Annotated in this window: 23 protein-coding genes; 18 read left to right on the forward strand and 5 right to left on the reverse strand. The window is 75.5% G+C overall.

All coding sequences use genetic code 11. The features are described from left to right. Window positions 1-381 precede the first annotated feature (381 nt). Window positions 382-1,656 (reverse strand): beta-ketoacyl-[acyl-carrier-protein] synthase family protein, encoded by a 1,275-nt coding sequence (locus ACH4SE_RS33040; RefSeq protein WP_398547239.1) that lies wholly within the window; start codon window positions 1,654-1,656, stop codon window positions 382-384. Window positions 1,657-1,941: 285 nt separating this feature from the next. On the opposite strand from ACH4SE_RS33040, the gene ACH4SE_RS33045 reads away from it, so the two are divergent. After that, a complete protein-coding gene (locus ACH4SE_RS33045) occupies window positions 1,942-2,625 on the forward strand; it encodes a lysophospholipid acyltransferase family protein (RefSeq protein ID WP_398547240.1) in 684 nt (227 codons plus the stop codon). Here ACH4SE_RS33045 and ACH4SE_RS33050 read toward each other — a convergent pair. Next, window positions 2,580-3,770: an alpha/beta fold hydrolase gene (locus ACH4SE_RS33050; protein WP_398547241.1), complete on the reverse strand. Its 1,191-nt coding sequence runs from the start codon at window positions 3,768-3,770 to the stop codon at window positions 2,580-2,582. The genes ACH4SE_RS33045 and ACH4SE_RS33050 overlap by 46 nt on opposite strands. A 330-nt stretch (window positions 3,771-4,100) precedes the next feature. On the opposite strand from ACH4SE_RS33050, the gene ACH4SE_RS33055 reads away from it, so the two are divergent. The 4 genes from ACH4SE_RS33055 (at window position 4,101) to ACH4SE_RS33070 (ending at window position 9,142) form a co-directional block, all read left to right on the forward strand. Continuing rightward, a complete protein-coding gene (locus ACH4SE_RS33055) occupies window positions 4,101-5,525 on the forward strand; it encodes an FAD-binding protein (RefSeq protein ID WP_398547242.1) in 1,425 nt (474 codons plus the stop codon). Between the two features lie 59 nt (window positions 5,526-5,584). Next, window positions 5,585-6,577, forward strand: coding sequence for an oxygenase MpaB family protein (locus tag ACH4SE_RS33060; RefSeq protein ID WP_398547243.1), 993 nt, complete (start codon window positions 5,585-5,587; stop codon window positions 6,575-6,577). A gap of 135 nt (window positions 6,578-6,712) precedes the next feature. Beyond that, window positions 6,713-8,161 carry a hypothetical protein gene (locus ACH4SE_RS33065; RefSeq protein ID WP_398547244.1) on the forward strand — a complete coding sequence of 483 codons (1,449 nt, stop codon included), beginning with the start codon at window positions 6,713-6,715 and terminating at the stop codon, window positions 8,159-8,161. 432 nt (window positions 8,162-8,593) lie between these two features. Then, window positions 8,594-9,142 carry a hypothetical protein gene (locus ACH4SE_RS33070; protein WP_398547245.1) on the forward strand — a complete coding sequence of 183 codons (549 nt, stop codon included), beginning with the start codon at window positions 8,594-8,596 and terminating at the stop codon, window positions 9,140-9,142. A gap of 76 nt (window positions 9,143-9,218) precedes the next feature. Here ACH4SE_RS33070 and ACH4SE_RS33075 read toward each other — a convergent pair whose 3' ends face one another. Then, complete coding sequence (locus tag ACH4SE_RS33075; RefSeq protein ID WP_398547246.1) at window positions 9,219-10,310, reverse strand: methyltransferase; 1,092 nt, start codon at window positions 10,308-10,310, stop codon at window positions 9,219-9,221. A gap of 338 nt (window positions 10,311-10,648) precedes the next feature. Here ACH4SE_RS33075 and ACH4SE_RS33080 point away from each other — a divergent pair, with 338 nt between their 5' ends. The 11 genes from ACH4SE_RS33080 (at window position 10,649) to ACH4SE_RS33130 (ending at window position 21,215) form a co-directional block, all read left to right on the forward strand. Continuing rightward, window positions 10,649-13,078, forward strand: coding sequence for an ATP-binding protein (locus tag ACH4SE_RS33080; RefSeq protein WP_398547247.1), 2,430 nt, complete (start codon window positions 10,649-10,651; stop codon window positions 13,076-13,078). A gap of 178 nt (window positions 13,079-13,256) precedes the next feature. Beyond that, window positions 13,257-13,568 (forward strand): hypothetical protein, encoded by a 312-nt coding sequence (locus tag ACH4SE_RS33085; RefSeq protein ID WP_398547248.1) that lies wholly within the window; start codon window positions 13,257-13,259, stop codon window positions 13,566-13,568. Between the two features lie 87 nt (window positions 13,569-13,655). Continuing rightward, complete coding sequence (locus tag ACH4SE_RS33090; protein WP_398174362.1) at window positions 13,656-13,844, forward strand: hypothetical protein; 189 nt, start codon at window positions 13,656-13,658, stop codon at window positions 13,842-13,844. Between the two features lie 16 nt (window positions 13,845-13,860). Then, window positions 13,861-14,568: a hypothetical protein gene (locus tag ACH4SE_RS33095; protein ID WP_398547249.1), complete on the forward strand. Its 708-nt coding sequence runs from the start codon at window positions 13,861-13,863 to the stop codon at window positions 14,566-14,568. Further along, a complete protein-coding gene (locus ACH4SE_RS33100; protein WP_398547250.1) occupies window positions 14,565-15,503 on the forward strand; it encodes a DUF6895 family protein in 939 nt (312 codons plus the stop codon). The genes ACH4SE_RS33095 and ACH4SE_RS33100 overlap by 4 nt, the downstream gene beginning before the upstream one ends. Continuing rightward, window positions 15,500-16,429 (forward strand): DUF6895 family protein, encoded by a 930-nt coding sequence (locus ACH4SE_RS33105; RefSeq protein WP_398547251.1) that lies wholly within the window; start codon window positions 15,500-15,502, stop codon window positions 16,427-16,429. Before ACH4SE_RS33100 ends, ACH4SE_RS33105 begins: the two co-directional genes overlap by 4 nt. Continuing rightward, window positions 16,426-17,490, forward strand: a complete 1,065-nt coding sequence (locus ACH4SE_RS33110; protein ID WP_398547252.1) for a serine hydrolase domain-containing protein — start codon at window positions 16,426-16,428, stop codon at window positions 17,488-17,490. The genes ACH4SE_RS33105 and ACH4SE_RS33110 overlap by 4 nt, the downstream gene beginning before the upstream one ends. A 219-nt stretch (window positions 17,491-17,709) precedes the next feature. Next, window positions 17,710-18,603 carry an oxaloacetate decarboxylase gene (locus ACH4SE_RS33115; RefSeq protein ID WP_398547253.1) on the forward strand — a complete coding sequence of 298 codons (894 nt, stop codon included), beginning with the start codon at window positions 17,710-17,712 and terminating at the stop codon, window positions 18,601-18,603. A gap of 14 nt (window positions 18,604-18,617) precedes the next feature. Next, window positions 18,618-19,040: a hypothetical protein gene (locus ACH4SE_RS33120; protein WP_398547254.1), complete on the forward strand. Its 423-nt coding sequence runs from the start codon at window positions 18,618-18,620 to the stop codon at window positions 19,038-19,040. A 217-nt stretch (window positions 19,041-19,257) separates the two neighbouring features. Continuing rightward, window positions 19,258-20,259: a bile acid:sodium symporter family protein gene (locus tag ACH4SE_RS33125; protein WP_398547255.1), complete on the forward strand. Its 1,002-nt coding sequence runs from the start codon at window positions 19,258-19,260 to the stop codon at window positions 20,257-20,259. 182 nt (window positions 20,260-20,441) lie between these two features. Continuing rightward, window positions 20,442-21,215, forward strand: a complete 774-nt coding sequence (locus ACH4SE_RS33130; RefSeq protein ID WP_398547256.1) for a DUF6928 family protein — start codon at window positions 20,442-20,444, stop codon at window positions 21,213-21,215. 106 nt (window positions 21,216-21,321) lie between these two features. On the opposite strand, the gene ACH4SE_RS33135 is transcribed toward ACH4SE_RS33130, so the two are convergent. Beyond that, complete coding sequence (locus ACH4SE_RS33135) at window positions 21,322-22,962, reverse strand: esterase-like activity of phytase family protein (RefSeq protein WP_398547257.1); 1,641 nt, start codon at window positions 22,960-22,962, stop codon at window positions 21,322-21,324. Window positions 22,963-23,366: 404 nt separating this feature from the next. Here ACH4SE_RS33135 and ACH4SE_RS33140 point away from each other — a divergent pair, with 404 nt between their 5' ends. Further along, entirely contained in the window at window positions 23,367-24,365 is a 999-nt protein-coding gene (locus ACH4SE_RS33140) for a hypothetical protein (RefSeq protein ID WP_398547258.1), read from the forward strand. 22 nt (window positions 24,366-24,387) lie between these two features. Here ACH4SE_RS33140 and ACH4SE_RS33145 read toward each other — a convergent pair whose 3' ends face one another. Then, entirely contained in the window at window positions 24,388-25,047 is a 660-nt protein-coding gene (locus tag ACH4SE_RS33145; RefSeq protein ID WP_398547259.1) for a phosphotransferase, read from the reverse strand. 142 nt (window positions 25,048-25,189) lie between these two features. On the opposite strand from ACH4SE_RS33145, the gene ACH4SE_RS33150 reads away from it, so the two are divergent. Next, window positions 25,190-25,900: a DUF6215 domain-containing protein gene (locus ACH4SE_RS33150; RefSeq protein WP_398547260.1), complete on the forward strand. Its 711-nt coding sequence runs from the start codon at window positions 25,190-25,192 to the stop codon at window positions 25,898-25,900. The last annotated feature ends 129 nt before the right edge of the window (window positions 25,901-26,029 follow it).

Here is a 26,029-nt window from a genome sequence, read left to right on the forward strand (position 1 = left end):
GTCATGACGTCAGACGCGCATTCCGAGGAGGTACCCCCGGAGTGGCACCCGACCCCACCCCCGCAGGGACAGCGCGATGCCCCGCCGGGCAACCCGGGGGCGCGGGGAACGGCGCGACCAGCCCACCACCGGCAGAAGATCGCGCGGCACACCCCAAGCCGCACCCCGCAGCGCAAAAAAAGGCCGCGGGGACCCCCGCAAGCAACCCCCACCCACCGCCAGCTCGCGCAGCGAACCGAACCCGCAGCGCGAAAGCCCCCGCGGGGACCCCCGCGACCAGCCCCCACCGGCGCGGGCCGCGGCCCACCGCAAGCCGCCCCCCCGGCCCCCCGGCGGCGAGCCGGCAAGGCCCTGGCGCCTCCCCGGCGCCAGGGCCCCGGCTCAGACCGTCCGCAGGACGAGAACCACGTTGTGGCCGCCGAAGCCGAACGCGTCGGAGAGCGCCGTGAGAGGCCCCTCGAACGGCAGCTCGCGCGGCTTGTCGCGGATGAGGTCGAGATCGAGGTCGCGGATCTCGGGGTCGACCGCGGTGAGGTTGAGGACGGGGGGAGCGACGCGTTCGTGGAGGGCGAGGACGCACGCGAGGGCCTGCACCGCGCCGGAGGCGCCGAGCATGTGGCCGGTCATGGACTTGGTGGCGGTCACGGCGGCGTGCCGGGCGGCGACCGGCCCGAGGACGCCGGCGAGGGCGCGGGCCTCGGCGAGGTCTCCCGCGGGTGTGGCGGTGGCGTGCGCGCTGACGTGGGCGACGTCGTACGGGGAGGCGCCCGCGTCGGCGAGGGCGGCCGAGAGCGCCTCGGCGACACCGCGCCCGGCGGGGTCGGGCTGGGCGAGGTGGTGGGCGTCGGCGGAGGCGCCGTGTCCGGCGATCTCGGCGTAGGGGCGGGCCCCGCGCCGTTCGGCGTGCGCGGCGGATTCCAGGACCAGGACCGCCGCGCCCTCGCCGAGGACGAAGCCGTCCCGTCCGGCGTCGAACGGCCGTGAGGCGGCTTCGGGTTCGGTGTTGCGCCGGGACATGGCGCGCATGGCGGCGAAGGCGGCGAAGGCCAGCGGGTGGATGACGGCGTCGCAGCCGCCCGCGAGGACGATGTCGGCGCGCCCGGAGCGGATGAGGTCGCAAGCGGAGGCGATGGCTTCGGCGCCGCTGGCGCAGGCGCTGACGGCGGCGTGGCTGCCGCCGTGCGCGCCGAACTCCATGCTGACGCGGGCGCTTGCCGCGTTGGGCATGAGTTTGGGGATGGTGAGGGGCGGCACCGCGCGGGCCCCGCCCGCGGCCATGGCGTCCCAGCTGCCGAGCAGGGTGTGCCAGCCGCCGACGGCGGAGCTGACGACGGTGGCGAGCCGCCGGGGTGCGACGGGGGAGCCGGGCCCGGCGGGTCCGCGGAGTCCGGCGTCCGCCCAGGCCTCGCGCGCGGCGACGAGCGCGAATTGCGCGGAGCGGTCGAGGCGCCGGGCGTCGATCCGGTCCAGCACTCCGGCGGGGTCGCGGGCGGCGGGGGCGGCGATGCGTACGGGCAGCTCGCGCGCCCAGGGCTGGGTGAGCGCCCGCACGCCGCTGGTGCCGCCCAGCAGGGACTGCCAGAAGGTGGTGCTGTCGCCGCCCACCGGGGTGGTCGCGCCGAGTCCGGTCACGACGACGCGGATACGTTTTTCCACTTGTGCCTCCTGGCTGTCCGGTCCGCGGCGGGGACGGCCGCGGTGAGGGGGTCCCGTGGCCCGGCCGCGCGGCGTACCGGGCCCGCTCCGGTCGCGGGGCGCCGCGGCGGAGCGGGCCGGGTGTCCGGCCCGCGGCGGGGAGGGCCCCGGCGGGGATCCGTGGCCCAGTCAAGCCGTGCGGCGGGCCCGCGCCGATCGCGACGCACTGTGGCAAAGCGGTGAATTCGGCCCGGAACGCCGGGCGTCGGGCCGTACGGAGGCGGGCGCGCCGGTAGACGAGGCGCCATGGCCTACCTCTACGACACCTTCCGGCTGCTGGGCAGCCGCCCGCTGCGCGCGCTGTGGGACCTCGACATCAGCGGTGCGCACCATGTGCCGCGCGGGACGGGCGCGATCGTCGCAGCCAACCACCTGTCCGTGTGCGACGAGTACTTCCTGATGTCCGCGGTGCCGCGGCGGATGACGTTCTGGGCCAAGGAGGAGTACTTCACCGGGACGGGTGCGCGCGGCGCCGGGATGCGGCTGCTGATGCGCGGACTGGGCGCGATCCCCGTGCAACGGGCGGGGGGACGCGAGGCGTTGGCCGCGCTGCGGGCCGCGCTGCCGGTGCTGCGCGGCGGCGGGCTGGTGTGCGTCTACCCGGAGGGCACGCGCTCGCCGGACGGCCGCCTCTACCGCGGCCGGACGGGCGTGGCGCATCTGGCGATGGCCGCGGGGGTGCCGGTGGTGCCGGTCGGGATCACCGGCACCGACCGGGTGCAGCCGATCGGGCGCCGCCTCCCGGTGTGGGAGCGCGGCGCGGTGTCGATCCGCTTCGGCGCCCCGCTCGTCCCGCCGCCCGCCCCGGACGGCCCGTCGCCGCGCCACGCGCGGGACTTCACCGCCACGGTGATGGACGCCGTCCGGGAGCTGAGCGGCCTGCCCTACGCGGGGACGTTCGCCCCGCCGCGCGCCCGTACGGCCGCCTGAGGCGCGGGTACGGGCGGGCGGCCGGTCAGTTCGGCGACGACGAGCGGGAAGACGTCGCGGGCGGCGTTCCTGCCGATGAAGACGTCCTGGTGGCCGTAGCCCTCGACGAGGTGCAGGGTGTGCGCCTCGCGCGGCCGCCGGGCGGTGAAGTGCTCGTGGCTGCGCAGCTGGCTCTCCGGTGCGAAGCAGGCGTTGGCCGTGCCGGTGAGGAAGACGCAGCGCGCGTCCGTACGGGGGTCGGCGGTGGCGAAGTCGTCGGGCAGCAGCGGGTTCCTTGTGACGGGGACGAGGCTGCCGCGGCGTACGCAGCGGGCCATCTGGCGGAAGAAGTCGAGGGGGACCCAGCCGAGTTCGTCCCGCAGCCATGTGTGGGTGGCGTCGTCGAGGTTCTCGTGCCGCCACAGCGTGGGGTGGCCCGCGCCGAACATGAAGCTGGCCATGCGGCAGACACCGTCGGCGCACTCGCGGTGCAGCGCGCACGCCGCCGCGTACGTCAGGCGCGGGACGAGGCCGCGCGGCCGGGCGCCCCACTGCGCGTCGACGAAGCGGGAGGCGGCGGCGAAGGGCGGTGTGAGGAAGCGGAGTTTGCGGGCGGCGGCGCGCGGCACGACCGGGTGCAGGGACACCGCGCTGGAGACGAAGGTGTCGACCTGCGGCACCAGCCCGGCGATGAGCGCCATCACGAAGCTCGTCGAGCCCTGGCAGTGCGCCACGACGGGCAGCCGGTCGGCGCCGGTGTGCCGCAGCACCGCGGCGACGGCCGCCGGGTGGTCGTACGCGGCCGCGTCGTCGAGGGTCCAGGGGGCGGGCGGCCGGTCGGCTCCGGCCCGCCAGTTCTCCAGCCACACGTCGAATCCGGCGGCGAGCAGGGCGTCGACGATCGTGTGGCCGGTGGGCGGCCGGAAGGTCGCCGCGCGCACCCCGGCGCCGTGCACGAGCAGGACGGGGCCGCGGGTGGGGGCGTGCCGGCCGCGGACGTTGACCAGGCTGAGCGGTGTGCCGTCGCCCGCCAGGAAAGGTACGGCGCAGTCGGAGCTGACGCCGGGGGTGCGCGCGGGGTGCTGCCCGCCGCCTCCTGTGTGTCTCGGGGAACCGTCCGCGGGGTGCGGGGGTCCGGCTGCGTCCTTGCTGCGAAGTGCGTCCACCTGATCGTCCTGTCCTGCTGGTCGGGCCGGGGAGGGGTCTTCCGTTCGCTCCGGCGGACGATACCGACCGCATTGTGGGGATGCGTCCGGCAGTTGAGTGAATTGACGGCGCCGGGGCCGAAACCGCCCGCTTGCGGGGGGCCGATTGCGCTTGGCTGGGGTCGACGGCGGGGCCGGGGGCGCGCGTTCACCGCGGCCGTCCGCTCCGCGACGCCACCGCGCCTTACTCGCCGGCGCGGCCCGCGACCGCCGCATTCCGCGTCCGGGCGGCCACTGCTGCGCCGTTTCGCCGTTCCGAATCCGCCGACACGTTCCGGGAGCCCCGCCACCATGAGCACGCTGATCACCGACGGCAGCCGCACGTACGCCGCCGAGGCCGCGGGTCTCGCCCGCCCGCGTGACGCCCGCGAGGTCCGCGACGTGCTCGCCCGCGCCCGCCGGACCGGCACGGGGGTGTGCATCCGGGGCGGCGGCTGGAACCAGGGCGGTCTCAACCTCGCCGACGGCGCCGTGCAGATCGACACCGGCGCCCTCGACCGCATCCTCGACATCGACGTCGCGGGCCGCACCGCCCGCGTCCAGGCGGGCGTGACCTGGGACGCGCTGCGCGAGGCGCTCGACCCGCTGGGACTGTCGCCCCGCGTGACGCAGAGCTACGGCGTCTTCACCGTCGGCGGCTCGGTCAGCATCAACGCCCACGGCCGCAACATCGACACCGGCGTGCTCGCCGCGACGGTCGTGAGCCTGCGCGTCATGCTCGCGGACGGCGAGCTCGTCACCGCCGACCGCGAGCGCGACCCCGACGTCTTCCGTCTCGTCCTCGGCGGGCTGGGCCTGATCGGCGTGCTGCTGGACGTCACGATCGAACTCACCGGGAACCACGAATACCGCAAGTCCCGTGTCGCGGTGATGCCGACCGGCGAGTACCCGAGGACGCTGCGCGAGGTCACCGCCTCGGCCGGCGCCGAACCGGCGGAGGGCCCCGTGCACTTCCACTACGCACGGCTCGCCGTCACCCCGTCCGAGCTGTGGGAGAAGCTGCTGTGCGTCGACTACCGCCTCACCCCCGGCGGGCGCAGCCGCGAACCCGTGCGCAGCGAACCGCTCAGCCGGATCGACCTGCTCAAGCAGCGCGGGCTCTTCCTCGGCTGCACCTACAGCTCGTGGATGCGGGAGCGCCGCTTCGGGTGGGAGGTCCAGCACCGGGCGCGGATGGAGACCGTGCGGCGCAACAACGTCGCCAAGGAGTCGATCCAGGCCCTGAGCATCCCGCGGAAGCGGTCCGGCTACTGGCTCCAGGAGTTCTTCCTGCCCGCGCACCGCATCACCGAATTCCTCGACGCGGGACGGGCGGTGCTGCGTGCGGAAAGGTTCCAGCTGCTCAACACGACGATGCGGTTCGTGCCCCGCAACACCGACGCCTTCCTGTCCTACGCCACCGAGGACCGCGTCGCCGCCGTCGTCTACTTCCGCCAGCCGCTCGACCAGGCCGCCATCGGGCGCACCGTGCGCGTCATGCGCGCACTGCTGGACTGCGCGCTCGCCGCCGGCGGGACGTACTACCTCAGCTACCACCGCTACGCCACGCCGGAGCAGCTGCGCCGGGCGTATCCGGCGGTCGACGACTTCTTCCGCCACAAGGCCAAGCTCGACCCGGAGTCCACCTTCCGGAACCAGTTCTGGAGCCACTACGCCGACACCGACGGCGACGTCGCACGCTCCGGGCCGGACCGCCCCGCGCAGGGTCCGTGGTGACCCCCGCCGAAGACCTGCCGTCCCGCCGCCCCCCGTCCCCGCCGAGTCCGGAGCCCGTCATGCGACCCGTCCCCGTCCCCGTCCCCGCCGTCCCCGCCGCCCCCGGCACCGAGCAGCGCGGACCGCTGCGCGCCCTGGACCACGGCCTGTTCGGGCCGGACTCCGTCAGCTGGAGGGTGTGGTCGGCGCCGACGGCGCTGGTCGGCTTCCAGCGCGCCATCGTCCTGGAGCACCTCGACCCGCTGCTCGCCGCGGCGGCCGCCGACAGCGGCGGCATGTACCGCGACCCGCACGGCCGCTTCGACCGGACCTTCGGCTACCTGCTCACCATCGCGCTCGGCGACGCCCGCACCGCCGTGCGCACCGCCGAGGCCGTCACCGGTGTCCACGCACGCGTCACCGGCACCGACCCGGTCACCGGCCGCCGCTACGGCGCCAACAGCCCCGCCTCGCAGCTGTGGGTGCACGTCGTCGCGTGGGAGTCCGCGCAGGCGTGCTACGAGGCCTACGGGCCGGGGCGGTTGAGCGACGCGGAGGACCGCCGCTACTGGGCGGAATGCGCGACCGCCGCCGGGCTCCAGACCTGCCCGCCCGCCGGCGTACCCCGCTCGCGTGCCGAGGCCGTCGCCTACTACGCCGCACTGCGGCCGTCCCTGTGCACGTCCGAGCGGGCCAACGACGGGATGCGCTACCTGCTGTGGCCGCCGCTGGGCAGCGTCGGCCCGCGGCTGGGCGCGGTCTCACGCGTGACCGCCGCCCTGACCGTCGCGGCCATGCCCGACTGGTTCTGGCGCGTCACCGGCTTCCCCCGCCCGCGCGCGACCGCCGCCGCCGTGCGGCTCGCCCGCCCGCTGCTGCGCCAGGCGATGCGCCTGACCGCCCGCCCCGCCCTGGCCGTCCCCCTGACCACGTCCATCGCCCCGGCCTGCGGGCACGTCCTGCGGGAGCACTTCGCGGCGCGGCCGCCCGCGGAGCCGGTGACGCTGACCGCCGACGAGGCCCGGGCCCGCTACTCCGCACGCCGCCCCCGGGAGCGGGTGGGGACGCGCTGAGGGGAACGGCGCGCCCCGCGGGCCGGCCGGCCCCGTGCGCCGCGCCGGACAGGGCGGGCACCCGCCGCACCGCGCGCCGGGCGCGGTTCGCCCGCGCCCGGCGCGGAGGCCGCCGCTCCGTGTCACCATCGCCGCATGACGCCCGATTCACCTCCCGCCCCGGCGCTGCGCAAGGGATCGGCTCTCGCGGTGCTCGGAGCGCTGGCCGACCAGTCGTGGGAGTTCGTCGGTGTGTGCGCCGACGCCCGCCGCTTCGACCGGCGACTGCTCGCGGACACCGCGGACGTGTGGGACAACAACACCGTCCCGTTCTTCCGCGCCGCGGAGTCCGCCACGTCCTGGACGCGGGAGTTCCACGCGCGGACGGCACTGCGGTGGATGGCCGACCTCGGCGAGGAGCGCCAGGAGTGGATACGGGACCGCGCCGCCGCCGCGGGGCTGCGCGTGCCCTTCCGGCTGCCCCGGCAGAGGTCCGGGGAGCTGTACCGCGACTACGAGGGAAGGGTCAGCGCGCCGTACGGGCCGCTGACGCCCCAGATCGCCGGGGGACTGCCCGGCGACTACGAGCTGGGCGCGGCCGAGCTGCGCGGCTTCGGCGCCGAGCGCAGCGGCGACCGGCTGGACGCCCGTGTCTCCGTGAGCGTCCCCCGCCGCTACCCGGCGCCCGGCGCCAAGCCGGACAGTGTCGCCTCCCTCGGCTTCTTCCTGCAGGGCGTCACCGGCGCGGACCTGGACGTCACCGACGCCCGGGGGCTCAGCGTGCGCGCGGAGAACGGCGGCTGGGCCCTGGAACTCGGCGCCCGCGGCACCCTGCGGGCCGCGTCCGCGGACATCCACGTGGACGACACCTGGTGGCACCTGTCCCCGTCGGGCCGCCGTGCCGACGCGGTGCTGCCGCCCGACCGCCGCTTCCGCCGCCCGGGCGCCCGCCGCCCGCCGTACGTGATCGTGGGCCGCAACGTCGACACGGCCGCCGCCGTGATGCGCTGGGCCATGGTCACCGTCCGCCGGGTGCGCTTCTCCTCCTCCGCCCACGAGCCGCCGCTCGCCGCCCTGCACCGCACCTTCGCCGGTGCGGGTTCGGACGTGATCGCGGCGGGTGCGCACCTCTCGTGGCGGCGCAGGGACGCGGCGTACCGGGAGCTGGTCGAGGAGTGGTTCCGGCGCGGCGGTTCGGAGATGGTGCCCGTCTTCCGGGAGGCGCTGCGGATGGTGCGCCACCGCCCCGAACTGGCCGCGCTGCTGCCGGAGTCGGCCCCGGAGCCGCCCGCCGTGCCGGGGGATGTCCCGCCGGGGGCCCGGCTGCGGGCGGTGTTCTACTCGGCGCCGTCCGTGCGGTGGGACGGCCGCGAGGACAGGGGGGAGGTGCTGGTCCACCTGGCGGTGCCGCCCGCCGGGGAGGGGGCGGACCGGTGGGCGATGGCGGCGCTGAAGGCGCAGGGCGCGGAGGAACTGCGCCTGAGCCACGCCGCGTTCGAGGGCGACGCCGGTCCCGTGCGCGAGGGCGGGACCCTGACCGCGGCGGAGGGCGCCCTCAGGGCTGTGACGGCCGGGGAGTGGGAGCGCGCGGAAGGCGGCGCCTAGCGCCGTCCGGCGGGGGCGGCGGACGCGGCGGGGTGGCGCCCCCGGAAATCGGCACGCTTACGTAACGATCCGGACGCCGCGGCAGCGCACGCGACTTTGCTGCGGCAATCTGCACACCGCGGTGACAAACCGAGCCCCTCCTCTCCCACGAGTACGCTTTACATCCCAATTGCACCGTGATCACGGCGAGTTGACTCTCCACCCGGCCCATCCGAACGCCCGCTCGGATTCACCGGGGGCAAATGCGGAAGTTGCCGCTGATTCCCGTGGATACGTCACCGGCACTTACGCCCCAGCCGTTTCCGGTGTTGCTCCACGCTCATTCGGGTCACCGCTCACAACGCTGCGCAACGGGCTGACGTGGGACACGTCACGCGCTAGTCTCAGCGGCCGACTGACAAACAGTTCATACGCGCAGGGAGACAACACGCCATGACGTACGAGGTGCCGCCGCCCCCCGGTCCGCCGGCTCCGCCGCCGCCCGCGGGCGGCCGGCCCGGGGGCTCGTTCGACCCCAACTCCGTCAATCGCCTCGACTGGGCGATTCTCGGTGTCGGGGCCCTTCTCTTCATCTTCTCCTTCTTCGCCTACGAGTCGGCGTCCGCGAACATCATGGGCGCCCACTACAGCCAGGACTGGAACGCCTGGAACTTCGACCACGGCTTCTTCATCGCCTGGTTCGCGATGGCGATAGGCGTCGTCTCCGCCGGCGTACTGGCGCTGAGCCTTTTCGCGCCGACCGTCTCGCTGCCGGCCGCCCCGCGGATGCTCACGTTCGTGGGCTTCGTGGTGAGCTTCGTGCTCTACGTCATCGCGATCTTCGCGCACGACGACTTCGGTGACGTCGTCAGCCACGCCTTCGGCTTCTGGATCAGCCTGATCCTGGCCGCGGTCGGCGCGGTCCTCGCGCTGGCGCGCGCCCAGCAGACCAGCACGCCGCTGCCGGGCCCGTTCTCCGGTCTGCCGCGCATCGGCAGCTGAGGTCCCCTCCCGCACGTCGGGCCGTCTGCCCCCCAACTCCCCGGGGCAGGCGGCCCGTTGTGTTTCGCCTCCGTCCTCAGACCGGTGTCGCCTCCAGGACGGACAGCGGGGAGGCGGTCTGGATCACCCGGTCCAGGCGGAAGCCGGCGTTCGCCAGCAGGGTGCGCGACTCGGCCTCGGTGCGCTCGCGGCCGCCGACCAGGAGGAGCATGTCGAGGTCGGAGAGCTTGCCGGGGTGGGAGCCGTTGCCCTCCGGGATGATGAGCTCGATGATCAGCAGCCGTCCCCCGGGGGCGATGGCGCGGCGCACGTTGCGCAGGATCAGCGCCACCTCCTCGTCGGGCCAGTTGTGGAGGACGTTCTTCAGCAGGTAGCAGTCGCCCCCCTCGGGCACCCGCTCCAGGAAGGACCCGGCCTCGACGCGGGCGCGGTCGGCCAGGCCCGCGTTCCGCAGCGTGTCGGCGGCGCCCGCCACCGCCGAGGACAGGTCGAAGACGACGCCCTCCGCGCGCGGCGCCCGCGCCAGGATCGCCGCGAGCATCGCGCCCTGGCCGCCGCCGACGTCGACGACGGAGGTGAAGGGGCGGAAGTCGTAGGCGGCCGTCACCGGCGCCAGCGTGAAGTTGGAGAAGTCGGTCATCGCGTCGTTGAAGACGTCGGCCAGCTCCTCGTTCTTCTCGAAGAACGTCCAGACGTCGACCCCCCGGACCTTCTCCATGACCGGCTCGCCGGTGCGTACGGCGTCCAGCAGGTGGGACCAGTGCTCGCGCTGCTCGGGCGCGTTGGTGAAGATCGCGATCGAGCGCATCGGCATCTCCGCGTCCGAGCGAAGGGTGCTCGCGAGCGGGGTGAGGGCGAAGCGGCCGGAGCGGTCGGCGCGGAAGACGCCCTGGCTCGCGAGGGCGCGCAGCAGCCGGCGGACGCCGTCCGCGTCCGCGCCGACCTGCCGGGCGATCTCCTCCGGGGTGAGCGGGCCCTCGGCGAGCACGTCGGCTATGCCGAGGGTGGCGGCGACCTGGACCGCCTGGCTCACCATCCCGGCGGTGATCATCTCCAGCATGGTCACGGGGGGCGGCATCATCCTCTGGTGCAGGCGGAACACGCCTTCCCGCAGCCGTTCGACGAGGCGCACCAGCCGGGGCGGCGGCATCTTCTGTGCCACCGGCACCGGCCGGCTCTCCGGTCCGGTGGGTCGTTTTCCGGTCGGTCGCGGTCCGGCCGGTTCCTGCCGGCTCTCCGGGTCCTGCCGCCTCTCCCTGCCCTCGCGCGCCTGCCTGATGTCCGACACCTTCTGGTTCTCCGACATCGCAACTCCCCACGATTCGTCGCCCCGTCAGTACCCTGCGGCTCCGCGCGTCGCGGACCGGTCGTGTCGGCGACACCTGGGTGGCGGGTTCCCGTCCCAGCATGTCCGTCCCGTGATTTGTCCGGCAGAATTGTCGCGGGAGATGAGACAAAGACGGGCTAGTGGTCTGGGGGAGGCTGGTGGGACGCCCGGAACGAGCCGTGGACGCCGCTGCCGGCCCGGTGGCCGAATTCGCGGCGCAGTTACGCGCCCTGCGGCAGTCCGCGGGAGCGCCGTCCTACCGGGCGATGGCGCGCGCGGCACACTACTCCGCCTCCACCCTGGCCCGGGCCGCCGACGGCAGCACCCTGCCGACCCTGGACGTCGCACTGGCCTACGTCGAGGCCTGCGGCGGTGATCCGGCCGCGTGGCGGGAGCAGTGGCGCAACGTGGTGGCCGGTACGCCCCGCGGGGCCGCCCGCCCGGCGCAGACGCAGCCCGCGCCACCGCCCCGCGCCCCGGCCGGTGTGCCGACGCCCCGCCAGCTCCCCGCCGGGACACGGCACTTCACCGGCCGCGAGGAGGAACTGCACCGCTTATCGGCGCAGTTGCTGCCGGGCGGTGACAGCTCACGCGCGGGCCCGCCGCCCCCGGGTGAGCCCGGCGCCCACCCCGTGTCCCCCGTCGTCACCACCGTCTGCGGCGGCGGCGGTATGGGCAAGACCAGCCTCGTCCTGGAGTGGGCGCGCCGGCACGCCGCCGCCTTCCCCGACGGCCAGCTCTACGTCAACCTCCGCGGATTCGACCCGGGCGGGCCGCCCGTCGACCCGGCCACCGCCCTGCAGGGCTTCCTGCTGGCCCTGGGGCTGCCGCAGGAGGCGATCCCGCCCGCGCTCGACGCGCAGGCGGCCCTCTACCGCAGCATGGTGGCCGGCCGCCGGATGCTGGTGGTGCTGGACGACGCGGCCGACACCCGGCAGGTGGTGCCGCTGCTGCCGGGCGGCGGCTCGGCGCCCGTGCTGGTCACCAGCCGGCGGCGGCTCGACGGGCTGGCCACGACGCACGACGCGCGCCGCATCCGGCTCGACCCGCTGCCCGCCGCCGAGGCACGGGAACTGCTCGGCCGGCGCCTCGGGCTGCGCCGGGTGGCCGCGGAGCCCGAGGCCGCCGCGGAGATCCTCGACCGCTGCGGCGGCCTGCCGCTGGCGCTGACGATCGCGGCGGCCCGCTGGGGGGCCAGGGACGGCTTCCCGCTGGCGGATCTGGCGGCCGAACTGCGGGACGAGAGCGCGCGGCTGGACGCGCTGGAGGTCGAGGGCTCGCTCGTCGGGCTGCGGGCGGCGCTGGAGTCGTCCTACCGGGCGCTGTCCGAGCCGGCCGCGGAGCTCTTCGCGCTGCTGGGGTCGGTGCCGTACGCGGAGATCGGCACGGAGGCGGCCGCGAGCCTGGCGGGGCGGCCGCCGCAGCGGGCGGCGGCGCTGCTGCGCGAGCTGGACGACGCGCACCTGGTGGCGCAGCCGGCCCCCGGCCGCTACCGCACGCACGACCTGGTGCGGCTGTACGCGGCCGAGCGGGGCCGGGCGGCCGGGCCGGAGCACGTCGCGGCGGCCCGCGCCCGGCTGGACGACTTCTACCTGCACTCCCTCTTCCGGGCCGAGCGCCGGCTCTACCCGCAGCGGGCGGCGATCGCGCTGCCCGAGCCCGTCGCCGGCGCCGAGCCGCTCCGCTTCGAGGGGCTCGCGCAGGCGCTGGCCTGGCTCGACACCGAATACGCGAACCTCGCGGTGCTGCGTGAGGACGCCGTCGCGCAGCACCGCCACGAGGTGGTCTGGAAGATCGCGTGGGCCCTGATGACGTACCGGATCCGCCGCGGCAGGATGCGCGACGACCTGGTGTCGTGGCGGGACGCGCTGGCCGCCCTGCCGCACCTGTCCGGCCATCCCGAGGCGGCGTACATGGTGCGCTGCGGCTACGGCGGCGCCTGCGTGCGGGCCGGCCGCCACGCCGAGGGGCTGCCCCACCTGCGGCGCGCGAGGGCGCTCGCGGAGGCGGCCGGCGACGTCTTCTGCCGGGCCGAGGCGCACTTCCACCTCGCCGCGGGCCACCACTACGCCGGAGACGGCCGCCAGTCCCTGGCGGACGCCACCCGCGCCCTGTCCGTCTTCCGCACGATCGGCGACCCGGTGTGGATCGGCCTGTCCCTCAACGCCGCGGCCCGCGCCGCCACCCACGTCGGCGCCTACACCGAGGCCCGCGCCCACGCGCAGGCCGCGTACGTCCTGGCCCGCTCCCACGACCAGACCGACGCCGAGGCGGAGGCGTCCGTCAACCTGGGCTTCGTCGCCCAGCGCACCGGCGACCCGGCTGCCGCCCTGGAGCACTACGAGCACGCGGTGCTCATCCACCGCAAGCGCCGCAACGTCTACTTCGAGGCCGACGTCCTCGAACAACTCGGCTACGCCCAGGCGCACCTGGGCCGGGCCGCCGCCGCCCGTGCCGCCTGGCGGCAGGCGGCCGAGTCCTACCGCGTCCAGTGGCGCATCCCCGAGGCCGACCGCGTCGAGCGCCTTCTCGCCGCCCAGGCCGAAGGTCCCGTACCCGAGAGCCCGACCCCGTCGGGGATCATGTGCTTCTCCGTCGTGCGGACGTGAGGAGCGCGGGGCGCGCGGACGCGGGGGGCGTGCTGCACGGGTACGGCAGCCGTGACGTGCGCGGACTGCCGGATCCCGGTCTGGCCGGGGGCGGCGGTGTCCGGCGAGGATCCAGGGGGGCCGGCCCCGGCGTGACCCACGCTGCGGGCTTCTCCGGCCGGAGAACGGGGGAGTGGACATGATCTGGGTGGCGGGACCGGGCGCGGTCGTGGGGCTGCTGGTGATCGCGTCGGGGTGGGCGACGCTCCGGACCGGGTGGCTGCCGCCCCTCGCGCGCCGCCATGCCGGGAGGCCCCAACTCCACGCGGCCGGCGCGCTGGTGGCGGGGGCGTCGGTCACCGGGCAGGCGCTCTTCGGCCTCGGTGTCCTGCCGGGCCTCCCGTGGCAGGAGCGCTTCCTCGGCGGGAACGCCGTCCTGCTCGCCGGCCTCGCGCTGATCGTCCTCGGCCAGATGCTGCCGCCCCGCCGGGACCGGGTGGCCGTCCTCTGAGGTGCCCCGGCCGTCGCGCTGTCCGGTTTGCGGGCATATGCCCGGGATGTCAGTCTGGAGATCCACCGGAAAGAAGGAGATGGTCCCATGGCTACGGAGCTGACAGCCCCGGTCGAGACGGCAGCGCTTGCCGCTGAGGTCGAAGGACTGCTGGATTCCGCAGAACCGGAAGGCATCTACCGCGACAGCCGCGAGTGCTTCGGCGGCCTGCTCCTCGCAGGACTGCTGCTCGTGTCGCCCCCGACCCCCCGGCCCGTGAAGACGGACGACCGCTGACGGCAAGGGGAGACCATTGGCCGAGCAGGCGCAGGAGAACTCTCCCCTGAGCGCTGCGGTGGCCGATGTCGCCAACGGAGTCGCCCTCGCCCTTGACGGCGAGGGCGGCTCCTACGCGCTGTCGGCCCTTCTCGCGCAGGACGACCGGGTGGCGCTCGCCGCGATCCGGGTGCTGGGCGCGGACGTGCTCGCGCCGTACGCGCTGGCGCCGGACCCCGCGGGCGGCGCGCCGGACGCGCAGCTCGTACGGGACGCGCTGGCCGCCTACCCGCCGGGTGCGGACGCCTCCGACGTGTCGTGGTGGAGCTACCGCGGCCTGGCCGAGGCGTCCCGGGCGTACCTGCCCGCGGCGGCGGAGGTGCCGGCGGCCGGCGCCGCGGGCGGCGGGGACGACGCATGGGTGCGCACCGATCCGTGGCCGCGGCTCTCGCACCGCGCCGCCCAGCTCGCCGCCCTCTCGCTGCCGGGCCTGGCCCCCGCGCTCGCGGCGGGCGTGGCCGGGCGGACCGGCGACCTCGCGCGCGGCTTCGTCCGGGCGGTGCGGCGGCGGGACTGGCTCCAGGCGGCGGGCGTGGGGCGCTGGCTGGTACGGGCCCCGGACGTCCCCGCCACGCTCGGGCTCGACGCGGGCCTGATCTACGTGCACCGGATGAGCTGCGGCGACCCCCGGGTGGCCCTGCACACCACCGCCGCCCGCCGCTTCCCCGGCGGCGGCCCCCGGTGAGCCCGGCGGCGGGGGCCGGCGGCGACGGGCTGCGCGACCTCCTCGACGACGTCGCCGCGGGGGCGCTGCACCGGCTCGACGCGATGCGCCCGTGCTTCCGGCTGCCCGCCGACGTCACCACCGACGCCGACCCCAACCTCACGCTCAAGCCGCTCGGCGAGCTGGCCGAGCTGATGCGCGTCGTCGTCGCCCTCCACCCGCTCCCCGCCGTGCGGGACGCCGCCGCCGACCTCTTCGCCTTCACGTGGAAGGAGACCCGCGGCGGCGAGCTCTTCGCGGAGCTCGTGCACGGCGAGCCCGCGGCGACGTACCCGGTGGAGCTGTACGGGATCTTCGCCGGCGCGGGCCTGCGCCACCCGGGGGCCGAGGAGCTGATCGCCGCGACGACCGCCCTGCGGCGGTGGCGGGTCGAGCGCGAGGACCGCACCCGCACGCTCGGCGTCCTCAACGCCGAGCGCCGCATCGGACTGCCGCCGCACGCGGACTTCGCGGACGTCCTCGCCCGCACCGGCCTCGGCATCCGCCCCGAGCCGTGGGCACTGGACCGCAAGGGCGCGTACGGCATCACGCACGACGTCTTCCACACCACCGACTGGGGCCGGGCGCCCGAGCGGCTGCCCGCGGACCTCGCGGCGTACCTGCGGCTGTGGCTTCCCGCCTGGACGCAGGTCTGGTCGGAGGAGCGGCTGTGGGACCTGACGGGCGAATTCCTGGCGGTGGCCGCGTGCCTGCCGGGCGGCCGCCCGGACGCCGGGCACTGGGCCCGGCTGGCCGCCGCCCGCACCCCGGACGGCGCCCTGCCGGAGAGCGGCGACCCGCCGCCGCCGGGCGCCACGCCGCACGAGGTCTTCCTCGCCTGCTACCACTCCACCCTCGTGGCCGCCTTCGCGGCCACGCTTGCCCGAGCATCCACGGAAAGCGAGGCGACACCGTGACCGCGAGCGCCGCACCCCCCGCGCTGCTGCACGCCGTCGGCGACCGGGCGCTGGCCTGGCTGGACGCGAACCGCGAGCACTTCCGGCTCACCGACGAGGACCGTGCCACCGGCCGCGGGATCGTGGAGCGCCTCAAGCCGGTGGGCGAGCTGGCGGTCAACATGCGCGTGCTCTCGCGCGAGGGCGTCGCGGGCTCGCGGCAGCACGAGGCCTCGACGCGGCTGCTGGACTTCGCGTGGCGCGACCTGCTCGACGGCGGCAACCTGCTCGCCGAACTCCAGCGCCAGGAGCCCATGTCGCCCGTCCCGCTGGAGATCTACGCGAGCCTGTACGAGCTGGGCCACCGCCACCCCGGCCTGGAGGCGGCCATCAACCTGGCCCGGACGACGGTCAGCTGGCAGGCGCTGGAGATGATGCCCAACCGCCGGCTCGGCGTGCTCAACGCCGAGCGCAAGATCGGGCTCATGCCCAGCGGCGACCGGGAGCAGGCCCTCGCGGCGACCTGGCTCGGCCGCCTGCCCGAACCCTGGACCGTGCAGCTGCACATCGCCTACCACATCACGCACACCGTCTTCCATCTCACCGACTGGGGCGCCGACCCGGACGGCATCCCGCCCGCCGTCGCCGACTACCTCGCGCGCTACCTGCCCGCCTGGCTGGAGGACTGGGCCGAACTCGAGCACTGGGACCTCGTCGGGGAGTTGCTGGTGGTCGACGCGTGCCTGCCGCGTCCCACGCTGGACGCGGACGTGTGGGGGCGGTACGCGGCCGCGCAGGGGCCGGACGGCGCCGTGCCGGTGCAGGGCAAGCTGCCCGAGGGCGACCCGGCGACGGTCTTCGACGAGGTCCACCACCCCACGCTGGTCGCGGCGTTCGCGTCCGCGATGGCCACCTCGCGCGCGCTGTCCGCGGACGTGGCGGCGTGACGGCGACCCTCCCCCCGCCGCCCACGCACGTGCGGGCGGCCCCCGAGGCCCCGCTGCTGGAGGCCGCGCTGGCGCGCGTGCGGGCCCCCGACGTCGTCCTCGCCGTCAGCCGCGCGGGCCACCGCACGTACGCCTTCGGCGGTACGGGTGCGGGCGCGCACGCTCCCGCCGGGCCGGGCGCGGGGGCCGCCGGGCGCGAGCACCTGGCGTACGGCCTCGGCTCGCTCACGAAGACCTTCACCGTCCTGCTCCTCGCCGACCTCGCCCGCGCGGGCGCCCTCGCCCTCGACGACCCGCTCACCGCCCACCTGCCGGGCACGTACGGCGCGGCCGCCGGCCGCATCACCCTGCGCCACCTCGCGACGCACACCTCGGGCCTGCCCCGCGTCCCCCGCGACCTGCTGGTCCCGGCGGTGCTGCACCCGCAGACCAACGGCTACGCCGGCTACACCCGCGAGCGCCTGCTCGCCGCCCTCGCCGCCGCCCGCCCGCGGCACGCCCCCGGCACCCGCTGGCACTACTCCAACCTCGGCATCGCCCTGCTCGGCCCCGTCCTCGAACACGCCGGGGGCGCCCCCTACGCCGAACTCCTCACCCGCCGCGTCCTGCGCCCGCTCGGCCTGGACGGCACCACCCTCGGCCCCGGCGGGGCCACCCCGGCGACGGGCCACCGCGGCGACGGCCGCACCCCGGTGCCCGCGGTCGACATGGCCGCCTTCGGGCCCGCGGGCGGCCTGCTCGCCACTCCCGCGGACCTGCTCACGTACGCCGAGGCGCTGCTCGACCCGCGGGCGGCGGCGCTGCGCGACGTCCAGGTCCCGCAGCTGCGCCGCCGCACGCCACGGCACCGCCGCGAGGTCCACACCCTGACGTGGTTCCAGCACCCGGGCCGCGGGGGCCCGTTGCTCTTCCACGCGGGCGCGACCTTCGGGCAGCAGTGCTTCCTGGGCTTCCACCCCGCGACCCGTACCGCCGTCGCCGGGTTCGCGACCCGGCACGACCGGCTTACGGCGATCGTCGGCGCCTCGTACGGGCTGCTGCACTCGCTCTCGGTGGCATGACGCCGTTGTGATGATCGCAACCGAGTCCACCGCGTGCGTCGAGGAATAGCCCGATAGGGCCCCAAATCCCATCAGAGCTTGGCAGGGAGGCCAAAGTTCGGCAAAGCTGGGCAAAGTTTTCGGCATGCGCATATGCCGCGCGTCCATGCCCTGCGCGTGGCGCGCGGCCTTCCGTTGCCCATGCCTTGTGCCGTGCCCATCACCAGCCAGGGAGAACGCGTGAGTTACGGAACCGTCCTGCGGAACGAGATCGCCTCCGCCGGGACCACCCCGCTCATCGGGGTCTACGACATGTATTCCGCCTCCATCGCCGCCCAGCACTACAACGGCCTCTTCGTCTCCGGATTCGGCTTCGCCGCGTCGTACTACGGCCTGCCCGACATCGGCTTCATCGCCTGGCCGGACATGGTCGCCTTCGCCGAGCGGCTGCGGCTGGCCTTCCCCCGGCACCACCTCCTCGTGGACATCGACGACGGCTACGTCGACCCGGAGGTGGCCTGCCACGTCGTCCAGCGGCTGGAGCGGGCGGGCGCGTCCGGCGTCATCCTGGAGGACCAGAAGCGGCCGCGCCGCTGCGGGCACGCGGACGGCAAGCTCACGCTGCCGCTGGAGGAATACCTGGAGAAGCTGGAGCTGGTGCTCGCCAGCCGGACCGACCTGCTGGTCGTCGCCCGCACCGACGCCACCGAGGAGTCCGAGATCCTGCGCCGGGCCGCCGCGCTCGCGGAGACGGACGCGGACGTCGTGCTCGTCGACGGCGTGCGCAGCGTCGAGTGGATCCACCGCATCCGCGCGGTCATCGGCGACAAGCCGCTGCTCTTCAACCAGATCGGCGGCGGCAAGTCGCCGCGGCTGTCCCTGAGCGAGCTGACCGGACTCGGCGTCGACGTCGCCATTTACAGCACCCCCTGCCTCTTCGCCGCGCACACCGCGATCGAGAGCGCGATGACCGGACTGAAGGAGGCCGACGGCCGGCTGCCCGAGGTGCGCGGCGCGGGCGCGGTCGGCGTGGCCGGCTCCACCCAGCTGCTCGAACGCAACATCAGCCGCCACCACGGCTCCTCGGGCGTCCCGCACGACCGCACGCCGGTCGGCGCGCCGGTCGGCGTCTGAACGGGCGGCGCGCGATGAGCGGCAGGCACGCGGGCGTCCGGCGCACAGCCGTCCGCCGGGCCGGCGCCGCGGGCCTGCTGGCGGCGGGCCTGCTGGCCGCGGGCGCCGGCTGGACGCAGGCCTCCGCGGCCGCGGGTACGGCCCCGGTGGACGCCAGCGCGGCGCCGCAGACGCCCCCGTGCTGCCGTGACGACGACGGGCCCGAGCAGCCCGAGCAGACGCACGGCGACAACAACGGACTCGTGGTCATCGACAACTCCAACGCCGACTCCTGGCTGGAGGTCGACCGGACCCTCAACACGATGCTGCACAGCCAGGGCACGGCGGGCAGCGACCACGACGGCGACGGCGGCGACGTCGACGTCCGCCACGACCCCCCCGAAGGCGCCGGCGCGCCATCCGCGACGCCGCCCGAGGAACCGGAAGGAGACGACTGACGTGCCCGTACCGCCCCGGCCGCCGGACCCGAGCCCCGACCCCGGCTCACCGCACGCGGGTCCGCACGACCCGGCCCCCCGCCCGAACATGGCGGCACCGGGTCCCCGCGCGCCCGGCGGCCGGGGCCTGCCCGCACCCGGGTCCCGGCCCCCGCGCGGGGCGCCGGACCGGGGCGCCCCCGGCGGTGCGTCCCCGGCGGCGCGGGCCCTCCGCGCGGTGCGCCGCGCGGTCGACCCGTACGTGGCCGCCCTCGCCGGTACGGTCGCGCTCGCCGCGGTGCTGCCGGCCGAGGGCGGTGCGGCGGTCGTCGCGGGTGACGCGGCGGACGTCGCGATCGGCCTGCTCTTCTTCCTCTACGGCAGCAGGCTCTCCGCCCGCGAGGCGGTCGAGGGCCTGCGCGGCTGGCGGCTGCACTCGGTCGTCGTGGCGGCGACGTTCGTGCTCTTCCCGCTGCTCGGCCTCGCGGTGGGCGCCGCCGCCACACCCGCGCTGCTGAGCCCGCAGCTCGCGACGGGGCTGCTCTTCCTGTGCGTCGTGCCGTCCACCGTGCAGTCGTCGATCGCCTTCACCTCCACCGCCCGCGGCAACGTCGCGGCGGCGATCTGCGCGGGCACGTACAGCAGCCTGCTCGGCATGGTGCTCACCCCGCTGCTCGCGGCCTGGCTCATCGGCTCCACCGTCCGCTTCTCCGCGGACGGACTCACCACCCTCGGCGTGCAGCTCGTCGCCCCGTTCCTCGCGGGCCAGCTCCTGCGCCGCTGGACGGGCGGCTTCGTCACCCGCCACAAACGCGTCCTCGGCCGGCTCGACCGCGTCTCCATCCTGCTGGTCGTCTACACGGCCTTCAGCAAGGGCATGTCCGAGGGCATCTGGCACCAGGTGACCCTCCCGCGCCTGGCCGCGCTCCTGCTCGTGGAGGCGGCGATGCTGGCGGTGGCCCTCGCCACGACCTCCCTGGCCGCCCGCCGCCTCGGCTTCCCCGAGGAGGACCGCATCGCGATCGTCTTCTGCGGCTCGAAGAAGAGCCTGGCCACGGGCCTGCCCATGGCGGCGGCGCTGTTCGGCGGCCGCGCGGGCCTGGCGATCCTCCCGCTGATGCTCTTCCACCAGATGCAGCTGGCCGTCTGCGCGGTGATCGCCACCCGCTGGTCGCGCCGCCCGTCGCCCGCGCCGTCGTCCCCGTCCGCCGCCGCGGCCGCGGGACCCGCACCCGCCTGAGCGGCCGTGAGGCGCCGCGCCGCTCGACCACCCCCTTCCACCGGCGGATTCGGGCGCTGACAGTGCGGCCGGATACGGTGCGGGCCCGGGGTCGAACACGCGCGGTACGGGTACACACGGTACGGGCGCACCCGCGGCAGGAGCACGCAGCGCACAGCGCACACAGCACATAGGGGGACATCGTGGGAGCCAAGACCGGATTGCTCGGGTACGCCGAGGGCCCCGTGCCGGACGCGCTGCGCCGCGTGGCGGGGGAGCCGGACGCGGAGCGGACGTGTGCCGTGATGCGGCGGCTCTACCCGGGGTGGGAGGTCACGCCCGCCGCCGACGGCACCCTCGACGACACCTACCCCGCCAACGGCGCGGCCTTCGCGGGGAGCTGGCCCGGCCTGGACCTGGTGTGCGACAAGGGCGTGATGGTGGACTACCCCTCCCAGCTGCCCGCCCGGCTGGTCGAGGCGAGCCGCGGGCGGCGGCTGGTGCTGCACGCCATGCACAGCGCCGTCGACTGGCTCGCCTTCGCGGTGTGGGAGGACGGCCGGCTCGTGCGCTCCCTGAGCATCTCCCCGGAGGACGGGATCACCGAGGACATCGGAGAGCCGCTGCCCTTCGAGCGCCCCTACTGGGCCGGTGAGCGCCCCGCGGAGATCGAGCCGTGGCCCGGCGAGGAGGACGAGGCCTACCCGCTGCCCTTCCACCCCCTGGAATTCGGCGAGGACGCGCTGCGCGTCCTCTTCGGCTTCGCCCTGGAGGGGCTGCCCCGTCCCGCCGACGTCGACCGGCGGGCCGTGCCCCTGCGCGGCTTCACCCTGCGCGACCCGGCGGGCCCGACCCCGCAGGAGCGTGCGGCGGAGATCCGGCGGCTGGTCGAGTCGATGCCCCCGCCGCGTTTCTACGGGCTCCAGCCGGACGGCACCCTCGCCGAGGTCGCCCCGCCGTTCCCCGGCGGCCGGTAGGCCCGCCCCTGCCCGCGGGAGGCCGCACGCCGGCGTCCGGGCGGGGGATGTCCGGCCGGGGCGGCCGGACCCGCCCCCGGAGCGGGAGGCGGGCCCGGTGCGCGGGTCAGCGCACGGTGATCGTGACGGTGACGGTCTTCAGCACGGCGGGCAGCTTGGCCGTGTCCACCTTGAGGATCTCGCCGCTGTCCTGGGCGCCCGTCGACGGCAGCACCTTCTGGTGGACCGTCCACGTGCCGTCCGGGTCGACGGCGACGGTGTCGATGCCGAAGTCGTCGTCGTTGGACAGGTAGAGCGTCCTTCCGCCGTCCGCGGTCGCGACGCCCTCGACCTTGTCGTGCGCGAAGAAGCCGCCGGACGGGTCGAGCTGGCTGACCAGCGTGCCGACGTCCAGCGTCCGCTGCTTCTGCGCGACGTTGACGCCCGCGGCGGTGAGCGCGGTGAGCGCGGCGTCGGTGCCGTCCTTGCCGACGAAGGCCTCGGGCGACCTGCCGCCGACGGTCAGGCCGGAGACGTCGGTCGCGCCGTTGATGTCGACGGTGTAGAGGGTCTTCCTGGCGAAGGGCTCGTAGTTCCCGTCCCGTTCGTCGACGAGGAAGGTGGTGCCGGACAGCGCGGTGATCTCGCTGGCGGCGTCGCCGGTGGTGCCCGGGTCGTCCAGCAGGTACAGGTACTGGGCGGTCCGGAAGGTGCGCAGGTCGACCGTGACGATACGGGTCGGCGCCACGTTCTTGGCCTTGGTGCCGCCCAGGTCGGGCTGCTGGAGCGCGGACTGCATGATGCCGACGAGGGTGCGGCCGTCCGGGGTGACGGTCAGGCCCTCCATGCCCTTGTTGGTGGCGCGGTCGGCCAGTTCGGCGGGCAGGTGGCCGAGGATCTTGTGTTGGGCGTTGTCGACGCTGTCGCGGTAGGGCGTCAGGCGGCCCAGCTCGTAGCCGTCGGCGTCGAAGTGCGTGATGTAGGGGCCGTACTCGTCCGACACCCAGAAGGTGCCGTCCGGCAGCGCGACCAGGCCCTCGGAGTCGTAGCCGTACGCGTCGCGCGCGACCGGGACGGGCGTGCCGCCGTTCGCGTTGGTGGCGGCGACGTCGTCGATGACCTCCGCGGTGTCGTGCGGCGGCCGCCCGCTGTACGCGACCCCGCCCAGGCTCTTCGGTCCCTTCAGCGTGACCTGCCTGACCAGTTCGGCCTTGCCGTCCACGAGCCGGAACTCGCCGATCTGCGGGGTGAAGCCGAGCAGCATCTCGGACTTGTTGCCGTCCGGGGCGTCCGCGTTCGGGCCGCGGTCGGTGAGGCCGTAGAAGTGGCCCGGCCGGTGCGGGACGGGTGTCAGCGACGAGCCGTAGCCCTCGCCGGAGAGCTGCGTCGTGGTGCCGTCCGGCCCCTTGACCTGCGCCAGCGGCGCCAGCGGGGTGCCCTTGGCGCCGGTGTCCCCGAACAGCTCCACCGCGTCGGTGGTGGTGTACGTGAAGGTGTCGGTGCCCTTGAAGCCGGCCTGCGGCTCGTAGGTGAAGCCGCCGTCGGCGCCGATCGTCAGCGCGCCGTGCGTGGGGGCGGTGTGCCGGACGACCGCGGTCGCGCCCGGGTCGTTGCGCAGCACGTCACCGGTGACGGTGCCGTGCCCGGAGTACGCGTCCGCGTTCGCGTGGAAGTCGTGCGACGGGGAGAGCCACCCGGCGCCCTGGGCGGCCGCGGTGCCCGCGCCCGCGACGGCGACGACCAGGCCGATGGCCGTCGCGACGCGCATACGCCGGCGCGTGCGGAGGGATCGTGAAGTCATGCCCCGAAGGTGACCCCCGCCGGTGAACTCCGCACCGCCCACGGGTGAACCCCCGGTTGAAACCGGCACCGTTCTTCGCGGCGGGTGCTCCGCCGGCGCGGCCGTGACGTGCCTCGACGTGCGCGTGTCGGCTGCGGGGGCCCGTGGTGCGGGTGGTGCCCGCGCGCGCCGGGGCGGCGTGCGCGGCCCTCCGGCCGCGGGAGTCCCGCGCCGCGACGGCCGGGGTCCGGCACGCGGCGGGGACGCGTCGGGGCCCGGTCCGGGCCGGCCGAGCAGCCCGGCGCGGCGCACTACCAGACTCCCCCGTGGGCGTCCACCAGTTGAGACGTTCCGGCGTGCCGAGGCGCGCGCATAGGGAACGATGCGGCGTCATGACGTACGCGGTGACGGTCGACGCGGAGATCCCCGCGGGTGCTCCCGCGCTGGACGCGTTGCAGTGCGAGGGCGCGGTCAGCCTGCTGGAGCGGCACTTCGACGTGCTGGAGTCCGGCAGTCCGGGGGTCACCCTCCTCGACCGGGTGATCGCCGGGCACCCGCGCGGCGCGCTGCTCAAGGTCGTCGTGGACGCCCCGGGGCTGGAGTCCGCCGAGGACGCGGTGCACGCCGCCATGACGGAACTGCTCGCCCGCAGCGGGCTGCTCGCACACTGGGTGGTCACCCGGTGCGAGGTGCAGCTGCACGACGGCATCGCCCAGGAATGCCTGGACGCCGCGGACGGCCCGGACGCCCCGCCGTCCGATATCGCCGAGCGGGCCCGGCGGCACGCCGCGCACGAGCACCTGGCGGGCAGGCCCGCCGCGCCGGGCGGCGCGGAGACCGACGCGATGCGGCGGCGGCTGCGCGCGATGGCACCGCAGCTGCGCGCCTTCCCGCACCTCGCGGGCGCCGCCCGGGAGATCGCGGCCGGGGCCCTCGTCTACGGCATCCACCTGCTCGTCGACGAGCTGTTCGCCGACCTCGGGCGGCTGGAGCCCTCGGGCCCGAAGCACACCGGGCGCGGCGAGGCCTTCCTCGTCCTGGACGACCTCCCGGCGGAGTACGCCGGCCACTACGACGTGCTCTTCGTCCGCCGCCTGGTCACGACCGCGGTGACGATGACCGGCCGCCTGGCCCAGCCGCGCCCCGCGCCCCCGGCGTGCCCCGCCGAACGGCTGCTGATGCGGCTGCTGCTGGACCGCGCCGAGGCCACCGCCGACCTCTACGGCCTGCTGGACGCCGAGGTCCGCACCGCCTTCCGCGCCTTCGCGTCGGAGCTGGACGCGAGCGCGGAAACGGTCCCCGTCGCCGACTGGTTCACCCAGCTGTCGGCCGGCCTCTTCGTCCACCCGTACGCGGCGGAGGACGGCGACGAGGAGGACGAGGAGGCCTGAACGGGCCGCGCCCCACCGCCCCTCACCCGTGGCGCCGTTGCAGCGCCTGCACCAGGCGGATCTCGCCGGGACCGAGGGTCGGGTTGGCCAGCCGGTGGCGGGTCGCGGCGGGCATGCCGGCGCGCACGTCGGCGCCGGCGGCGCGGTTGGCCGAGCGCAGCAGCACCCGCAGCAACAGCTTCGTGGGAAGGGGGAGTTCGACGCAGCGCAGGATCACCGACGTCATGGCGACATCCACCTCGGGCGCCCCGGCCCGTGCGTTGGTCCAGTCGACGACACGCGGGCCGTCCGCGGTGAGCAGCACGTTCTCCGGGTGCAGGTCGAGGTGCAGCACCCGCGCGTCGCCCGCCCGGCCGGCGTCCGCGAGGGGCGGCAGCCACTCGGGCGCGCGCAGCTCGTGCAGCTCCCGGTGCAGCCGGCCGAGGACCGCCCCGTACTCCGCGGCCCGCCACGGACTGCGGCGCAGCGCCTCGGCCATGGTCGGGCCGTGCAGGCGCTGCATGACCAGGTCGGGCCCGTCCGAGGCGTGCACGGCGGGTACGGGGTAGCCCGCGGCGGCCAGCCAGCGCAGGGTCCGCGCCTCCTGCGCCGTGGAACGGTCCGCGTCGCGGAGGCGCCGCAGCACCCACCCTTCGCCCACGGCGTACACGTCCGCCTCGCGGCCCCTCGCGATCAGCTCCATGACGGTGAGTCTGCCAACTCCCGTCCCCGCCGCACCCCCCGCCCCCGTCTTCGTACGTCCGTACGGCTTTCCGCTTGTGCGCCCGCCGGTCCCGGGATACGTTCCCCGAGCCGCATACCGAGGATCACCGCAGGCGGGGGACATGTCCGGGGGGAACGAGAACCAGGCCCAGCCGAAAGGCCCGGGCGCCGTGGGCCAGGTCGTGACGGCGGTGGCCCTGATCGGGGCCCTCGGCGCCGCCCTGCTCTTCTACCAGCACACGCACGCCGACGAGGGCCCGGCGGACGACGGGCGGGGCACGACGTGCTCGCACGACGGGCACGCGAAGCCCGCGGCGGATTCCCCCTACCTCTCCGGCGAGCAGCTGTGCGACCTGCTGTTCCGCCCGGATCTCGCCGGACTGCTGGGCACGCCCGGGGAGAAGGCGAAGTCCACCACGACCAGCGGCAGCACCCCGCCCACCGACGGCAAGGGCCTGTCCGGCCCCTACGCGCAGGTCTCGTTCCCGACCTACACCGTCAACCTGGCCGCCTCGTACGGCAACTTCACCGTCTCCGCGGGGCTGAGCATCTTCGGCGCCGACGCCCAGCGGCGCAGCGTCCTCGGCCACCCCGCGCTGGCCTACGCCGACCGCACCATGGAGATCCGCTTCAAGCCCGGCTCGGGGAGCTCCAGCAGCGGCCACGGCGCCCCGGCCAGGGTCCTCTCGGTGTCGATGTCCCCGAAGGACACGGGCACATCCTTCGACATCAGCCTCTGGCGCACGGACGGCGCCTTCCCCCCGGACGACGCGACCCTGCTGCACGTCGCCGAAGCCCTCCTCCCCGGCCTCCCCGGCTGGACCACCGCCTGACCCTGCGGGCCGGCCGCCTGCCGGAGCGGGGGTCCTCACCCGCCGGACGTGACGCATTCACCGGGCGGCATGATGGATTCACGTGCCACTGTGAGGAATTCATGAATCGCGTGAAAACTTCTCACACGC

The organism is Streptomyces sp. NPDC020983 (assembly GCF_044333485.1).
GTDB lineage: Bacteria > Actinomycetota > Actinomycetes > Streptomycetales > Streptomycetaceae > Actinacidiphila.

Excerpts from the sequence above, each read along its gene's own strand:
- ACH4SE_RS33140 (WP_398547258.1), top strand. The coding sequence starts at position 23,367 with ATGACGTACGCGGTGACGGTCGACGCGGAGATCCCCGCGGGTGCTCCC.
- ACH4SE_RS33055 (WP_398547242.1), top strand. The coding sequence starts at position 4,101 with ATGAGCACGCTGATCACCGACGGCAGCCGCACGTACGCCGCCGAGGCC.
- ACH4SE_RS33150 (WP_398547260.1), top strand. The coding sequence starts at position 25,190 with ATGTCCGGGGGGAACGAGAACCAGGCCCAGCCGAAAGGCCCGGGCGCC.
- ACH4SE_RS33045 (WP_398547240.1), top strand. The coding sequence starts at position 1,942 with ATGGCCTACCTCTACGACACCTTCCGGCTGCTGGGCAGCCGCCCGCTG.
- ACH4SE_RS33085 (WP_398547248.1), top strand. The coding sequence starts at position 13,257 with ATGATCTGGGTGGCGGGACCGGGCGCGGTCGTGGGGCTGCTGGTGATC.
- ACH4SE_RS33120 (WP_398547254.1), top strand. The coding sequence starts at position 18,618 with ATGAGCGGCAGGCACGCGGGCGTCCGGCGCACAGCCGTCCGCCGGGCC.
- ACH4SE_RS33090 (WP_398174362.1), top strand. The coding sequence starts at position 13,656 with ATGGCTACGGAGCTGACAGCCCCGGTCGAGACGGCAGCGCTTGCCGCT.
- ACH4SE_RS33065 (WP_398547244.1), top strand. The coding sequence starts at position 6,713 with ATGACGCCCGATTCACCTCCCGCCCCGGCGCTGCGCAAGGGATCGGCT.
- ACH4SE_RS33060 (WP_398547243.1), top strand. The coding sequence starts at position 5,585 with ATGCGACCCGTCCCCGTCCCCGTCCCCGCCGTCCCCGCCGCCCCCGGC.
- ACH4SE_RS33070 (WP_398547245.1), top strand. The coding sequence starts at position 8,594 with ATGACGTACGAGGTGCCGCCGCCCCCCGGTCCGCCGGCTCCGCCGCCG.
- ACH4SE_RS33145 (WP_398547259.1), bottom strand. The coding sequence starts at position 25,047 with ATGGAGCTGATCGCGAGGGGCCGCGAGGCGGACGTGTACGCCGTGGGC.
- ACH4SE_RS33135 (WP_398547257.1), bottom strand. The coding sequence starts at position 22,962 with ATGCGCGTCGCGACGGCCATCGGCCTGGTCGTCGCCGTCGCGGGCGCG.